At 39.6% G+C, this 16042-nt stretch carries 13 protein-coding genes; 10 read left to right on the top strand and 3 right to left on the bottom strand.

Annotated features, from left to right (window positions below):
- Window positions 1-118: 118 nt before the first annotated feature.
- From H7R46_RS12045 to H7R46_RS12015, 7 genes are all read left to right on the top strand, one after another.
- A complete protein-coding gene (locus tag H7R46_RS12045; RefSeq protein ID WP_002121607.1) occupies window positions 119-280 on the top strand; it encodes a hypothetical protein in 162 nt (53 codons plus the stop codon).
- A gap of 64 nt (window positions 281-344) precedes the next feature.
- Window positions 345-743, top strand: a complete 399-nt coding sequence (locus H7R46_RS12040) for a hypothetical protein (RefSeq protein WP_004793699.1) — start codon at window positions 345-347, stop codon at window positions 741-743.
- Window positions 743-1249 (top strand): DUF1833 family protein, encoded by a 507-nt coding sequence (locus H7R46_RS12035; RefSeq protein ID WP_000368392.1) that lies wholly within the window; start codon window positions 743-745, stop codon window positions 1247-1249. The genes H7R46_RS12040 and H7R46_RS12035 overlap by 1 nt, the downstream gene beginning before the upstream one ends.
- A complete protein-coding gene (locus tag H7R46_RS12030; protein ID WP_000835157.1) occupies window positions 1246-1608 on the top strand; it encodes a hypothetical protein in 363 nt (120 codons plus the stop codon). The genes H7R46_RS12035 and H7R46_RS12030 overlap by 4 nt, the downstream gene beginning before the upstream one ends.
- Window positions 1601-5047 (top strand): host specificity factor TipJ family phage tail protein, encoded by a 3447-nt coding sequence (locus H7R46_RS12025; protein WP_017399363.1) that lies wholly within the window; start codon window positions 1601-1603, stop codon window positions 5045-5047. Before H7R46_RS12030 ends, H7R46_RS12025 begins: the two co-directional genes overlap by 8 nt.
- A 67-nt stretch (window positions 5048-5114) precedes the next feature.
- Complete coding sequence (locus tag H7R46_RS12020; RefSeq protein WP_000433907.1) at window positions 5115-5504, top strand: hypothetical protein; 390 nt, start codon at window positions 5115-5117, stop codon at window positions 5502-5504.
- Window positions 5505-5547: 43 nt separating this feature from the next.
- Complete coding sequence (locus H7R46_RS12015; protein WP_001019728.1) at window positions 5548-6093, top strand: glycoside hydrolase family 108 protein; 546 nt, start codon at window positions 5548-5550, stop codon at window positions 6091-6093.
- 144 nt (window positions 6094-6237) lie between these two features.
- Here the strand turns inward: H7R46_RS12015 and H7R46_RS12010 are convergent, their stop codons facing one another.
- On the bottom strand, window positions 6238-7011 hold the full coding sequence (locus H7R46_RS12010) for a membrane protein (protein WP_001066069.1): 774 nt from the start codon (window positions 7009-7011) through the stop codon (window positions 6238-6240).
- A 178-nt stretch (window positions 7012-7189) separates the two neighbouring features.
- Between H7R46_RS12010 and H7R46_RS12005 the strand changes: the two genes are divergently transcribed.
- Entirely contained in the window at window positions 7190-8836 is a 1647-nt protein-coding gene (locus tag H7R46_RS12005) for a phosphoethanolamine transferase (RefSeq protein WP_004793693.1), read from the top strand.
- A 258-nt stretch (window positions 8837-9094) separates the two neighbouring features.
- Here H7R46_RS12005 and H7R46_RS12000 read toward each other — a convergent pair whose 3' ends face one another.
- The gene (locus H7R46_RS12000; RefSeq protein ID WP_001229162.1) at window positions 9095-10297 is read right to left on the bottom strand and encodes a tyrosine-type recombinase/integrase; all 1203 of its coding nucleotides are present in this window, start codon (window positions 10295-10297) and stop codon (window positions 9095-9097) included.
- 286 nt (window positions 10298-10583) lie between these two features.
- Window positions 10584-13220 (bottom strand): alanine--tRNA ligase, encoded by a 2637-nt coding sequence (gene alaS, locus H7R46_RS11995; protein WP_005070334.1) that lies wholly within the window; start codon window positions 13218-13220, stop codon window positions 10584-10586.
- Window positions 13221-13489: 269 nt separating this feature from the next.
- On the opposite strand from alaS, the gene H7R46_RS11990 reads away from it, so the two are divergent.
- Both H7R46_RS11990 and H7R46_RS11985 read left to right on the top strand, forming a co-directional pair.
- Window positions 13490-14509 carry a type I glyceraldehyde-3-phosphate dehydrogenase gene (locus H7R46_RS11990; protein WP_005070332.1) on the top strand — a complete coding sequence of 340 codons (1020 nt, stop codon included), beginning with the start codon at window positions 13490-13492 and terminating at the stop codon, window positions 14507-14509.
- A 311-nt stretch (window positions 14510-14820) separates the two neighbouring features.
- Window positions 14821-15987, top strand: coding sequence for an ATP phosphoribosyltransferase regulatory subunit (locus H7R46_RS11985; RefSeq protein WP_005070329.1), 1167 nt, complete (start codon window positions 14821-14823; stop codon window positions 15985-15987).
- Window positions 15988-16042: the final 55 nt, after the last annotated feature.

Here is a 16042-nt window from a genome sequence, read left to right as displayed (position 1 = left end):
GCATGAGGATAAACAGGTTGGAAATTTATAAAGTTCCAAAAAGCAAAAACCCCAGTGTTGGCGCACTGAGGTTTTCAATTCAACTCAACCGATCAAAGTTAAGAGGAGAAATCTCTATATGACAAATCATACATCAAAATCACATTTAAAGGTAGATGGAAAAATGAGCGAATCTGGTGCTGATTATGTAGGTAAGATCCAAAGTTATGCATTACTTATTATTGCAATCTCAGTTTTGATAAGTGCTTTAGGAGGCGTTGCATGGCTATTATTAAAATAAATCAATTTGAATATTAAGAACCGACCTAATTAAAGGTCGGTTTTTTATTGCCTGAAGGAAAGTTATGTACAAGTTAAAGCTAAATCCCCAGACCAGCGGCTATGGCGTAACACCAGGTGATGATGTGAAACGTCAGCAGATGGATGGCGGACGTGGTCGCTATTACATCGATGTAAAACGTAATAGCCACATTGTTGATGTGAACTGGAATTTAAGTAAAACCGATTTCAATAAAATGATGGCCTTCTGGCGGATCTATCAGAATAAGCCAGCTTCATTTTATGCGGATCTGGTGATTGATCAGGGAGCACGTCAGCAATATCTATGCAATTTCATTCCAAACTCGTTCAAGACCAATGAAGTGAATGGCAACCTTTACCGGGTAAATGCACAGCTCGAAGTTGTTCAAAACCAGCCTAACCTTATCGCTGATCAGGCACTTATCAAAGATTGGGAGGTCTAATGGATAACGAATATGCCAAATTCTTTTTCAATCGAAAAGTAGATGTTTATCAACTGGAATGTATTGAACTATCACACCCTTCTTTTATGAATACTTACCGGGTGGTCCGTAATGATGATCGCGGGGTGTATGTTCAGCACAATGAAGGCGCGGGGCAAGTATTTTACGAATACCTACCAATGACAATTCAAAGATCCGGAATGCTCGGTGATCTGGACCAGACTTTGACCGTTTCAATATCTGGGCTTGGTGATATTTTGCCGGATGAGTTTGAACGGGTAATTGAGGGGCAATATTCTAATGTAAAGCCGACCGTAAATTACCGCCTTTATAGTTCAGATAACTTGAATACACCAATGTTTTATCTACTAGGTCTACAACTCTCCAGTGTTGCCATGAATCATAAAGCTGTGACATTCAAGGCTGAATCACCACGATTAAATACTGCGAAGACTGGAGATATCTTTGCACTGGATCGTTTTAGTGGTTTGAAGGGGGCTATATGAAGAGTCACGATCATTTGCTCGATAAGCAATATGACGAGGAATACTACAACTGTGTTCACTTCGCGCATGAAGCTGCAATGGATCTATATGATATTGATCGAGGAGAGGCGCTTGAGTTTTTTATGAAGCCCGTCAAAGAGAAGGTATTTCTGCCATCAAGATTGAAGTTACTAAATCCATTGCCTATGCCTAAGGAAGGCTGCATAGTCGCCTTTCACTCTAGATACCGAAACAAGCCCCCACATGTGGGGCTTTTTCGTTTGGGGCGTATTTTGCATTTGCAGGAATCAGGCGTTTCATGGATGCCAATTCAAGTCGTTCAAGCATTTGGATTTAATCGTGTGAGTTTCTATGATTAAGATTATTTATAAACAAGACCCTTTATCCGAAGACAAAACAATTGAACACGCCGAAACTTTGGGTCAATGGCTTACTTCAAAATATGACCATATGCCTGAGCATGTCCGTATTTTTCATACCACAAGCAATATGGATCATGCAGAAATTTCATTTGCGAATGAAGTCACGCCGAAGAATGCATATGAATTAAAGCAGCTCGATTTCTTGCCAGGCACTTTCATTGTAATTGAGAATCCCAAGGGTATGGACCCCATAACTCTAGCTTGGATAGTGGTTGCCTCTATAGTTATGGGTGTGGCTGTTGCATTATTAATGCCAGTACCATCAATTACCCAAACCAACCAGAATAACAATCAATCCTCGTCTGCAAATAACGAATTATCAAACCGTGAAAATAAAACTCGCGTAAATGGTCGTATCGCAGATATTTATGGTGCCGCTCACGATACCCCTGATCTGATTACTGTGCCTTACAAGGTATATGAAAACAATGTCGAAGTAGAGCATGTTGTTGGTTGTATTGGTCGTGGTCACTATAAAATTAACGGTGCATATGACGGTGAAACCAACATTGTTGATATTGCCGGTGCATCGGTAGAAGTCTATCGACCGGGTGTCGATATTGTCTCGGGTGAGCCATATTTTTCGCTTGGTACCGAAATTACCACGCCGCCACTAACGGTTCAGCATCAAAACTCGGTGAATGGCCAGATCTTGCGTCCGGCAGATACTCAAAGCTTGGAAGGTACCAACTATCTTCTTTTTGCATATCCAAATGAGATCTTGCGTGCATCTGCAAACAATACGGATTTAACCACTAAGTTTGTTAGTAATGACCGGGTAGAAATCACAAATGCTTCGTTTACTTTTAACGGCCAGACTTATGATTTAAACGGTACATATAGCGTTCTATCGGTAGCTGATGACCGTATGGCATTGTCTAATCCGGCTGCGGTAAACTCCAACTGGTTAAAGCTTAAAGAGTTAAGTAACCAACAAACAACAGCTTTATCACCAAAGATAAGTTCAATAGGTGAAAAGTGGATTGGTCCTTTCATTCTGGACAATGTTGAACGTAGCCGGGTGCTGTGTAATTTTGTGGCCACAAATGGACTTTATACCGTTTCAGCAGGTGGAAATCAGGGTGCTGTAAACGTCACGATTGAAGTTGAGGTAACACCGGTAAATGAATCTGGTGCAGCCATTGGCAATCCAATGCTGAAGCAGATCATTCTAAAGGGTTCAGCAAAGTCACGTCAGACAGTTGGTGCAACGCTGGATATGGTGACTTTTCAGGGTCGCTGTAGTGTCCGTGCACGCCGTTTAACTCCAACACCGGCAGTTACCACTGTTGTTGATGAAGTAAAGTGGCAGGCGCTTTACGGTGCTTATCCTTTGCAAAGTACAGTGTATGAGCATGAAACGGTTTTTCGTGCGCGTACTTATGCAACCACTGGAGCTTTATCTGTTAAGTCCCGCAAGATCAATTTTGATCTCCAGCGAATGTTGCCGACTTATAAAAACGGGGCAATGACAACAGAGCTATATCCAACGTCTAGCTTTGCTGATGCACTAGTCTCAATGGCACTGGATGAGAAGATTGGTCGCCGTACGATTGATGAGATTGATCTGGAAAACATCTATCGCACATATAACGATGTAGTTGATTATTTTGGTACACCACTTGCGGCTGAGTTCTGTACTACGATTGATGATACAAACCTGTCTTTTGAAGAGCTGGTCACCAATCTTTGTGATGCCGTGTTTTGTACTGCATATCGGCAAAATAATAAGCTCAAGCTTTATTTTGAACGTCCAACTGATAACTCGGTAATGCTGTTTAACTTCAGGAATATCATTCCGGATAGTTACAAGCATGACCTGACCTTTGGCGTGATGGATGACTACGACGGACTGATCTATGAATACACGGATCCGACCGACGATAGTCGTATCAATATCTATCTACCGGATAAAGGGGCCAAGAACCCCAAAGAGGTGAAATCTGTAGGTGTGCGTAACAAGTGGCAAGCTCATTTTAATGCGTACCGGCTTTGGAACAAGCTTCGCTTCCAGCGCAAATCCATTACCTTTGATGCGGCACCAGAATCAGAATTACTGGTTTTACGTGACCGGATTGCTGTAGCGGATTATCGCAATGGTATTCATCAAAGCGGCGAGGTGGTACAGCAAGAAGGTTTAATTCTCACCCTAAGCCATGATGTCGATTTCATTGCAGGCAAGAGCTATGTGATCTATCTGCAAATGGGGGATGGTACCGTGGACCTGATTCCCGTTACGCCGGGTTCAGCCAAGAACAAAGTAGTTTTAGGGCGTTTACCGAACGGGGCCTTAAAGCTTAGTCCCGATGACTTTGTGAATACTATCTACACCGTAGTTAATGACGATACCAAAGGCTCACTGCCTTATCTGGTTGCAAAAAGAGAACCGGCTGACCAGTTCTCTAATACCATTACTGCAATTAATTACGATGAACGTTATTACCTCAATGACAAGGACTTTATTGATGTGCCGGTTGATGATTCACCGATTTACATTCGATATGACCAGCTGGATATTAATCTGGCACGTTTATATCAGATGCAAAGAGGGGATTTGCCAACGACTGGAGAAATCAGTTTTGTAGTTGAAGCAGGTGCACTAGTTTCAAGCTCAAGTTCTTATCGACCGGAAACCAGATTTGTCTATAAATTCGACTATAAGTCTAGTCCTGCAAAACGAGAGTATATCGTTCCTGCTGCAACTGAATTACCAGCGATAGATACAGGGGAGTTCCCACCTGATCTGGTGGTGAATCTAACGATTAAAGGTGCTGTTGTTGGACGTGGTGGAGATGGCGGTTTGCCTCATTTGGCCTTTGGCGCTTGGGAAACGGATCCGGATTACAACTTTACCAAAACCCGCCGTGATGGATTTCAAGGTGCACCAGGTTTATTAAACCGACACAGCAAACTAAACCTGATTATCGATGGAGGGACGTTAGCTCGAGGCGGTTCAGGTGGTGGAGCAACACCAAGTGGTATTTATACAGGATTATCGTATGGGGTTCAGGGTATTCCGGGAGGAGCTGGTGCACCTTTTGGTCGGGTAATGACAGGACAGCCTATTACTAGCGACTCACAAGATTGGCGTTGGTACTTAAATGGTGACTTTATGGTTGTCAAAGTAACCGATGCTGAAGCTGCAGTGCCCGGTAAAGGTTACCGAACCCAAAATGACCGTTATGGATCTCCATTATCAGGTGATGGCGGAAACTGGGGCGAACGTGGTACCAAGTCCACTAATGATGGAACGTGGAACTGGCAATACCATGGAACGACTGAAGGTCAGCCGGGGCCGGGTGGACCTGCAATTGTGGGAGTTGCACCACTGACAACTCAATTGATTAATGGAGGGAAAATCTTACAAACACTTTAAACTTTAAAAGAACTTTGAGCACCCAATTCGGGTGCTTTTTTATTGTCTAAATTTTTTGGAGATATTAATGGAACCAGTTTCCACAAGCGGTTTTACAGCACTACTAAAATTGTACGGGATTGCAATCATGGTGACTTTAGCGGTCGGTTTGGTTGCAGCAGTGGTATTAATGACTCGTATGCCACGTTCACCACAAGAGTGGGCAGTGGGCTTGATCTGTACGGTTGTTTCAAGTTTGGCTGGTGGCTCGTTCATCATTGTGAAGTGGGGGCTTCATGAATGGGTTACTGATGTATGGGGGATGATAGCACTTGGTGGATTCTTCTTTGTTTGTGGATTACCCGGTTGGGCTTTGGTCCGATGGATCTTTAACTTCATTGATAAGCAGGAAGGTAAAACGATCGTTGAAGTGATCAAAGAGTTTAAAAAAGCCAGAAAAGACATTGAAAACAGTTAATGCCGCCTTCGGGCGGTTTTTTTTATATCTAAAGGAAACTGAGATGAATATTGAACAATATCTTGATGAGTTAATTAAGCGCGAGGGTGGTTACGTAAATAACCCAGCAGATCGGGGCGGTGCAACCAAATACGGTATAACTCAAGCTGTAGCACGTGAAAACGGCTATAAGGGTAATATGAAAGATTTACCTCTGGATGTGGCCAAAGCAATTTACCGCAAAAACTATTGGACAGCTCCGCGATTTGACCAAGTAAATACAATCAGCTCAGCAGTGGCCGAAGAGCTTCTAGACACTGGTGTGAATTGCGGTACCGGCTTTGCAAAACCTCTTTTACAACGAGCTTTGAACTTACTAAACAACCAAGGTAAAGCTGGATATGCAGATTTAGAGGTTGATGGTGTTTATGGATCTGAAACTCTTAGAGCTCTAAAAACCTATCTGGCCAAACGCGGGAAAGAAGGCGAGAAAGTTCTGGTGCGAGTTCTCAATATTATGCAAGGACAACGCTACATTGAAATCTGTGAGCGTAATCCAAAGCAGGAACAGTTTTTCTATGGTTGGATTGCCAATCGGGTTGTTATATGACTTTCTTTCAATACAGACGTTCAAAGATAGCTTTCACAATCACACTGCTGTGCATTCTATTTTCAGGATGCACAGCTCATACGATCAATAACAATGTGAGTGTTGGTATTTGTGTGAAAGCCCTCTGAGGAGAGCTTTTACAATTTATGCATTTTTTACATTACCTAACTGATTATTTTTACTAAAATAAATACATATTAAAATAGCAACTAATATTACTCCTGATGCTGCAAAACGGCTTAAGTCTAAACCTCCAGCGGAAAGGGGCTTATCTAGAAAGTCTCCAACTAAAGCACCCAAAGGACGAGTTAAAATAAAAGTGCTCCAGAATAAAAATGTTCGTGAAACAGAAGTGAATTTATACAAAAACACCATCAATAAAATGAGTGCTGAGAAAAGAGCAATCCCGCCACTATAGCCTAATCCAATCGTATCTGCTGACCAGTCACCAAGAGCTGTACCCAAAGTTTGGCTAAAGGTAATTGTTAACCAATAAAAGACTTCTGATTTAGGTTTATTAACGGTATGAGGGGAGACGCTGCCTTCAACTTTATACCAACCCAATAATGAGAAGATGACTAAGCCGAGGAGTAAGCTACTTCCTCCACTATAACCAATACCTAAAGATCGAGTGACAAAGTCTGCTAATGTTGTACCAACAGTTGTACTCGCAATAATGGTAAACCAATATAAATATGGTTTATAACTTTTTGCCTTAATTTGACAGATCAATAAGATAATAAAAACTATGGCAAAAATAAAAGTACTAGTTAAATACCCAAGTTTCAATGACATTGAAAAACTATCTCCGCCAGTTTCACCAAAAGTAGTTGCGAAGATTTTAGTAATCCAGAATAGAAGGGTAACTTGGGGGACTTTAGTTATATACTCACTCATTTCATGACTTGAATTATTCATCTAAGAGTCTCAAATGATAAATTTATCAAACAATAAATTTTTAAAATTAAGATGAGCTTAAAGATTTGTTTTTAATAATATAGCTTTGTATTCTTATTGGTTACTAAGCTCATTTTTTAATTTCTATTTAAGTTTTACTAGCTAAGATTTCGAGTTTTTAATATTTAGTGGTTTTTAAATGCTAGTAAATTTTTTAAAATTCAAAGAGATATGTAATAATATTACACTATTAAATTTTAATTTGCTTTTATCTATCTGGCTAGGTTTATTTCTGAATATAGGTTTTTTTAAAAAAATCCATCAACTTACACCTTATAATGGTATTAAGTCAGTTCTTTTCTTAGGGGCGACATTAGTTATTTTAATAGCGGCATATAATTTAATTTTTCAATTAATAAATTGGAAATGGACTGCCAAAATCTTTGCAATTTTATTGATATTTATTGGTGGTTTTAGCTCTTATTTTGTAAATACATTGGGTGTCATTATTTCACCCGACCAAATTCAAAATATGGTGCAGACCGATGTTTCGGAAGTTACCGATCTAATCTCTTTACGCTTTGTTTTATGGACAGTTTTTTTTGTTATTTTGCCCATTTTTTTAATTACTCAAGTTAAATTTAAACAAGAAAAAGCATCACGGTTGTTATTGAAGAAAGTATTCTCACTGGTAGCTTCATTTGCAGTGGTCGGTGTTTTACTTTTTACTTACTATGTCGATTTCGCTGCAATATTTCGTGAGCATCGTGATTTAAAAGGGATGATTTCACCGCAAAATAGTATTTCATCGCTTATGTCTTACTATCATAAGAAGGCTCCGAAGAAAAATCTGCCTCTTGTGATATATGGACAAGATGCTCATCAAGTTCAGCAAGTACAAAAGAACCTCCCTAAGTTAATGATACTTGTTGTCGGTGAAACGGCACGTGCCGAAAGTTTCTCTCTAAATGGGTATGCAAAAAATACGAATCCGGAGCTTTCTAAACAAGATATTTTCAACTTTTCGCAAGTGAGCTCATGCGGTACGGCGACAGCTGTTTCTGTGCCATGTATGTTCTCGGGTATGCCACGTGTAGATTATGATGAGCAATTAGCTAGTCACCGCGAAGGTTTATTAGATATTGCAAAACGTGCGGGTTACCAAGTGACTTGGATTGATAATAACTCGGGTTGTAAAGGTGTATGTGATCGCGTTGAACAATACCAGATTCCAGAAAACTTAAAGAAAAAATGGTGTAAAGATGGCGAATGTTATGATGACATTCTCATTGACAGCTTAAAGCAGTATTTGGCTACTATTGCCAAAGATGATGATCGTCCGCGTTTGATTGTTCTGCATCAAGTGGGTAGTCATGGACCTGCATATTACAAGCGTGCACCTGAGGCATATCAACCTTTTAAACCGACTTGTGATACTAATGCGATACAGGGCTGTTCGCATACTGAATTGCTAAATAGTTATGATAATACAATTGTATATACAGACCATGTATTAAGCCAAATGATTAATACTCTAAAAGAAATATCAAAGTATCAGACAGGTTTATGGTATTTATCTGATCATGGCGAATCAACCGGAGAACATGGTTTATATTTACATGGTTCACCTTATGCAATCGCACCGAGCCAACAAACACATGTACCAATGATTATGTGGTTCTCTGAAAGTTGGAAACAACATAATCTTGCTCAAGTGAATTGTTTAAGCCAAAAAACTAAACAAAAGTTAAGTCAGGATAATTTATTCCCAAGTTTGTTAAGTTTGCTGGATGTAAAAACTAAGGTAGTAAATAACAAACTTGATATGTTGAGCCAATGTAAATAAATATATTTTTAATTTATATAAAACGAAGCAAAATAGACTTGTTTCGTTTTATAAAATGTATTGGTTCGTAATTAGCACACATTTTAAGATCCCTCTAAAATTATTTAATAAACCTTCGTCAGCTATGCATCAAACTTACAACAATATAATTATTCTTAAAACCCAAAGACCACCCAGATTCTTTATAGAAAGGTTCACCATATTTAATTGTATGCTCGATATAAAAGTAAACCCAATATTTCATTTCTTAATTCTCAATTATTTAGTAAGTAATTTAATTTTTTCTAACCATTTTGCATATGCTTCAGTTTGCTGGGGTAGGTACTCATAATAATCATATGTGCCTTGTTCACCAGACATTACATGGCCAATCATGAGTTGTGCAACATCACGCGATGTAAATGCACTGAAATTAGTACGAGCAGTTCTTCGTAGATCATGAAGCGACCAATGTTTCATGTGATAATCATGATGTCTTCTAAGGCGTTCCATTACATAACCAGGCAATGAATTTGAAGAACCATGGCTCATAGGGGTTGCTTCACTGTCATTAGTTAAGAAGTACTCACATGTGCTGTATTCAAAAGCCTCGACAATTAATGCCTCCATTTCAGGCAAAATAGGGCGAATAATTTCACGGCCAGTTTTCTTGCCAGTCTTATTGTTTACTACAGGAACAATCCAAACCTTTCTATTTAAATCGAAATCTGTCTTTTTGGCTTTTCTGAGTTCGCCATTTCTACAACCAAACATTAAACATAGTTTTAAGAAAATTTTGTTTTTAGGCAAAATATTTGATTCTTCAATAGCCATCAAAACCATTTTAATTTCTTCATCCGAAAGAAATCTGGTACCTCTATTTCTTTCAATTCCTAGATCTTCTTTAGCATAGATATCGGATAAGACATTCACTTCAAGCAATTGTCTTTTTTTAGACCATTTTAGAACCTGTTTTGCATTCGTTAATACCCGATCTGCGATCGAAGGTACATCATCAGCTAATTCTTCAAGTAAGGCCAACCATTGTTGCAGAGTAATGCGGTCAACTGGTAAATCACCAATTTCAGGGATGACATGTTGTTCAAAGGTGTTTTTAATTTGCTGTGCAGAAGTCTTTTTCTTTAGACAATAACTTTCATACCAGTCATTAAAGACATCTTCAAATGTGCTTGCATCGATGTATTTTTGCTGCTGTACACGAACCTCAACTTTAGGATTCATTCCCTTATCTAATAGTGAACGCATTTCACTAGCTTTTACACGTGCATCTTTGAGAGAGATATGAGGGTAGGTACCAAGGTCTAAACGTTCAGCTTTTCCAGCAAAACGGTACCGAAGCTGAAAAACAATTTTACCTTTAGGTGAGACTCTGACACTCATTGAATCCCGATCTGCTATTTCTTCAACTTTATCACGTGCCTTGCCGTTATTAGCTTTCAGCCACACTTCAGTTAAAGCCATAGTCCACCTGTGTACATAATTTTGGTCAAGTAAGAGATAAGTACTAATATGTACACGTATGTGTACATAATTAATGAGACTTATTCTGTCCTAAAATGTCTTAGTATGTCTATATTAAAAACGAGGGAAATATTGAGAAATAAGGCTTTTATTGTTGTTTTTGTCTTGGTGTGTCTTAGAGTGGCTAAATGGCATTAATTCTTTTGAACGATTAATGCCATAGTTGTTCCATATAAGCCATGACCCTGAGAGGCTTTTCAGGGTCAGTTACACAAAAAGTGAAGTCTTATTTTTGTTCAAGCCATGCAGGCAATGCTGCGATAACTTGTCCAAACTTCTCGTTAAGTGGCGCGCCACCTTGTGCTAAGTCAGGTTTACCACCACCTTTACCACCTAACTCGGTTGCTAGATGTTTGATGATGTCACCTGCTTTTAGAGTTGCAGTGTATTGTGATGCAACTGAAGCAAGTAGGCTGACTTTGTCACCCTCTACACCAGCTAACACAATAATTGCATTCTCTAATTTCGATTTAACACTGTCATGTAAGTTGCGAAGTGATTTTGCATCTACACCTTGAACAGTGGTAATAAGCGTTTGACGACCAGCAATGGTTTGTACCTGGTCAATCAATTCTGACGCTTGGAAGTTTGCCAATTTCTGATTGAGCTGTTCAATCTGCTTTTGTAATGCAGAAACCAATTCAACATTGGCTTGTACACGCTCAACAGTTTGGTCTTTCTGTGCTTTTAATAAGCCATTAATGTGCTGGATATCAGCATCAGTTTTTTGTACTACATCTAGCGCTTTAGTACCTGTAACAGCTTCAATACGACGTACACCGGCAGCTACACCACCTTCAGAAGTGATTTTGAATAAACCAATATCACCTGTACGTTTAACGTGGATACCACCACAAAGTTCAATTGAGAAGTTTTTCTCATCAATAATTGAACCCATAGAAAGTACACGTACTTCATCACCATATTTTTCACCGAACAACATCATGGCACCTTTAGCTTTTGCAGCCTCGATATCAAGAAGTTCGGTTGTTACAGCACTATTTGCAATAATTTCTGCATTCACTAAGCGCTCAACTTGTTGTAACTGTTCAAAAGTTACAGGTTGGTCATTAGCAAAGTCGAAACGTAAGATATCGCTTGCAACTAAAGAACCTTTTTGTTGTACATGTGAACCTAAGATTTGACGAAGGGCAGCATGTAATAGGTGAGTTGCAGAGTGGTTACGTGCAGTTGCTTCACGAATGTCTGCTTTAACAATCGTTTCAACATTTTGATCGGCTTTAAGACTACCAACGGTCACAATACCTTGATGAACAAAGGCACCACCTGACTTTTTAGTATCTTGAACTTCAAAAATACCAGTTTCATTTTTGAAGATACCAGTGTCGCCAATCTGACCACCACTTTCAGCATAGAAAGGAGTTTGGTTTAAAACGATAAGCGCTTCATCACCTTCAGAAACTTCATCAACTTGTACGCCATCTTTGTAGATCGCTACAATTTGACCTTGACCAGTGGTGTTGATGTAACCGTCAAACTGAGTTTCGCCTTCAACTTTTACAATGTTGTTGTAGTCAACTGCAAACTTACCAGCATCACGAGCACGTTGACGCTGTGCTGCCATTTCTACTTCAAAACCAGCTTCATCAATAATAAAGTCACGTTCACGTGCAATATCAGCAGTTAAGTCTGTCGGGAAGCCGTAAGTGTCGTAAAGTTTAAATACAGTGGCACCAGGAATCGTCTTATCTTTTAATTGAGCAAGCTCGCCTTCAAGTAGTTTTAAGCCTTGCTCAAGTGTTTTAGCAAACTGTTCTTCTTCACGAATTAAAGTTGCTTCAATCACATCTTTACGCGCTGCAAGCTCTGGATATGCATCACCCATAACTTCAATTAAAGGTTGCAACATTTTGTAGAAGAACGTACCAGTTGCACCAAGTTTATTACCGTGACGCACGGCGCGGCGGATAATACGGCGAAGTACATAACCGCGACCTTCATTACTTGGGTTTACACCATCAGCAATGAGGAAACAACATGAACGTGCATGGTCTGCAACAACACGTAAAGAAGGCTGACCTTGGTCTTCAATACCAATAATATTTGCAGCAGCTTTTAATAAGTGTTGGAACAGGTCAATATCGTAGTTTGAATTAACATGTTGCAATACAGCAGAAATACGTTCTAGTCCCATACCTGTATCAACAGATGGAGCAGGGAGAGGGTGAAGCACGCCATCAGCAGTACGGTTAAACTGCATGAAAACGTTGTTCCAGATTTCAATGAAACGGTCACCGTCTTCTTCAGGTGTGCCTGGTAAACCACCCCAAATGTGATCACCATGGTCAAAGAAAATTTCAGAACATGGACCACATGGGCCAGTATCACCCATTGCCCAGAAGTTGTCAGATGCGTATTTTTCGCCTTTATTATCACCAATACGGATAATACGTTCTGGCGCTAAACCGATTTCTTTGTTCCAGATGTCGTAAGCTTCGTCATCGGTGTGGTAAACCGTGGCATAAAGTTTATCTTTTGGTAAAGCAAGCCATTGTTCGCTGGTTAAAAATTCCCATGCGAATTTAAGTGCATCACGTTTGAAATAATCACCAAATGAGAAATTACCTAACATTTCAAAGAATGTATGGTGACGTGCAGTATAACCAACGTTATCTAAGTCATTATGTTTACCGCCAGCACGTACACATTTTTGAGATGTTGTTGCACGTACATAGTCACGTTTCTCAAGACCTAAAAAGCAGTCTTTAAACTGGTTCATCCCAGCATTTGTAAATAGTAAAGTTGGGTCGTTGGCAGGAACAAGAGAACTCGACGCGACACGTGTATGCCCTTGCGTTTCAAAGTAGCGCAAAAATGCTTCACGAATTTCAGCAGATGTCATTAAACGAGTACTCACAACCAAGTCACTCCATATTTTCGAATTTGGCTAAATGTATCAATGCCTGTTTGTTTTATGCCAAACCTTGCATGTGATACGGGGCTTATTTTTTAAAAACGCTAAATTGTAGCGGAAAAACCCCACCGAACCAACGATTTTAAAAGGAATATCTTACAAAACTGTGATTTGGCTAAAAATCTATATTCAATTGGCCTTGACGTGCTTTACTATATGCCTTCTTTAGTTTGTAGTTTTGTTGATAAGGATAGGTCATGCAACGTATCGCCATTAATGGGTTTGGTCGGATTGGACGTAATGTTTTACGCGCCTGGTTCGAAAGCCCAAAACAATTTCATTTTGAAATCGTGGCGATTAACGATATAGCAGATGTTCAGACATTAGTGCATTTATTTAAATATGATTCTACGCATGGCCGCTTCAATGGAAATGTAGATATATTGATTGAAAATGAAAAAGTTTTTTTGAATATTCAGTCAAATCAACGAGCGTTAAAAGTTGAGGTTTTAAAGCAGAAACAACCCGAAGTTTTACCATGGTCTAGTTTAGATATTGATGTGGTACTTGAGTGTACGGGACTGTTCCGTTCTCATGCGGATGCAACACGTCATCTACAAGCAGGGGCGAAGCGGGTTATTATTGGTGCAGCACCTTTTGATCATGTCGATGCAGCCATTGTTTATGGTGTGAACCATAATGAAGTCAAAGTGACTGATCAGATCATATCAAGTGTTTCATGTACTACACAGGCTTTGGTTCCATTAGTAAAAATCATTGATGATGCTTTCGGTATTGAAACTGCGCTTATGACAGAAATTCATGCAGTGACAGCAGATCAATCTGTTCTTGACCACGCACATCGTGATTTACGTCGTGCTAGAGCTTCAGGGCAAAATATTATCCCGACCACATCTAGTGCACTCGGCGCATTAAAACGTGTTATGCCTAAAATGGAAGACCGTATTGATGGTTATTCAATTCGTGTACCGACTATTAATGTAGCTGCAATTGACTTAACTTTTATCGCGCAATCTCCAATTACTGTGCATCACATTAATGAGTTGCTAATTAAAGCATCTCAAACAGATTATGCGGAAATTATGGCGGTAACAGATGAGCCATTAGTTTCGAGTGATTTCAATCATTCACCTTACTCACTCATCGTTGATTTAACTCAGACGATGGTTGTTGGCCATCAAGCTAAAGTATTCGCTTGGTACGATAATGAATGGGGCTATGCAAATCGTTTATTGGATCTGTGTGATTCTTTCTAAATTTAAAATACCTTAAGAAAGCTATTCAAAGATTAAATCTGGTTAACTGGCAACAAGGAGATAGCTCAGATATTGGCCCATTCTTTGGTCGAAGAACTTTTGTCTATGATATGAGTGAATGAGAATAAGATGTTGAATATTATTATTAAATCATAAAATCTTCTTTTTGACTTTAGAGTTTATTAAGAAAGATTTATGCAAATTGTCAGGTGCATGGCACAAAGTATCATGCTACACTAAGAGAAATCGGGTGTGTTCCCGATTTTTTTATGTGGGGTCGTTCCACGTTGATCAGATTTTAGGCTTGAAATATGACCATTTCAGAGACATGGTTGCTGCCTGACGGGGTAGCAGATGTATTGCCGGAACAGGCGCAAGTCATTGAAAAACTTCGCCGTGAAGCTTTAGATTTCCTCGCGGTACGAGGTTATCAATTGGTATATACACCATTTATCGAATACATCGAATCGTTGTCTTCATTATCAGAATCAAATCAAGACTTAGATTTAGTAACTTTTAAGGTCATTGATCAGCTCTCAGGCCGTTTACTCGGTGTTCGTGCTGATATGACGCCGCAAGTTGCACGTATCGATGCACATGTAAGACCAGTTGAAGGCGTTGCACGTTACTGTTATTCAGGGACTGTATTACATACTAAACCACAAAATTTCAATGCCACACGTGCACCTCTACAATTAGGTGCAGAGTTATACGGGCATGACAGTATCGAAGCTGATGTCGAAATGGTCGATGTTATGCTGGGGTTGATCGAGAACATCTATACTTTACAAGGCGCGCATTTAGATTTGGGTCATGTAGGATTGTTCCGCAGTTTAGTAAAATGTGCTGGACTGTCAAAAAATGAAGAGCATGAGCTTTCAGATCTTTATCAAAGAAAAGCGTTACCAGAGTTAGCTGAATTTACTCAAAACCTCAATATGGGTTCTGATTTCTATGCACTTGGCCGCTATTCTAGTGATCTAGAAGCATTGCAGGCGAATTTAAGTGCAAACATCTTACAAGATGTTGAGTTTAAATCAGCATTAGATGCACTTAAAACGACACTTGCGCAAATTAAAGGCCGTTGGCCAAATCTCAATATCGGTATTGATGTTGTAGAGCTACGTAGTTATCACTACCACACTGGCTTAATGTATGCGGTCTATGCACCGAATCGTGCCGCGCCTTTAGCGCAGGGTGGTCGTTATGATGGTATTGGTGAGCACTTTGGCCGCGCACGTCCTGCTACTGGCTTTAGTTGTGATTTATATGCCCTAGGTGCAAATCAGTTCGCCGAAATCGAAACTGTTGTTGCTCCAAAAGGCTCAGAACAGGATTTACTCTTAGCAATTTCGAATGCACGTGCTCAAGGTTTACGTGTAGTTCAATTGTTAGGTAATGATGATTTAAGTTCTATTCCATATGCGACCCATCAACTCGTGTCGCAAAATGGACAATGGAATATTGAAAAGATTTAATCGCCAACGGTAAATTTTTACTGGTGGTTTCCAATTTTAACAGCATGATGTAATG

It is taken from the genome of Acinetobacter sp. BEC1-S18-ESBL-01, assembly GCF_014169935.1.
In the GTDB taxonomy this organism is placed as follows: Bacteria; Pseudomonadota; Gammaproteobacteria; order Pseudomonadales; family Moraxellaceae; genus Acinetobacter; species Acinetobacter pittii.
Note: the sequence above shows the minus strand (reverse complement) of the source record. Positions and strands in the feature narration are given on the sequence as shown.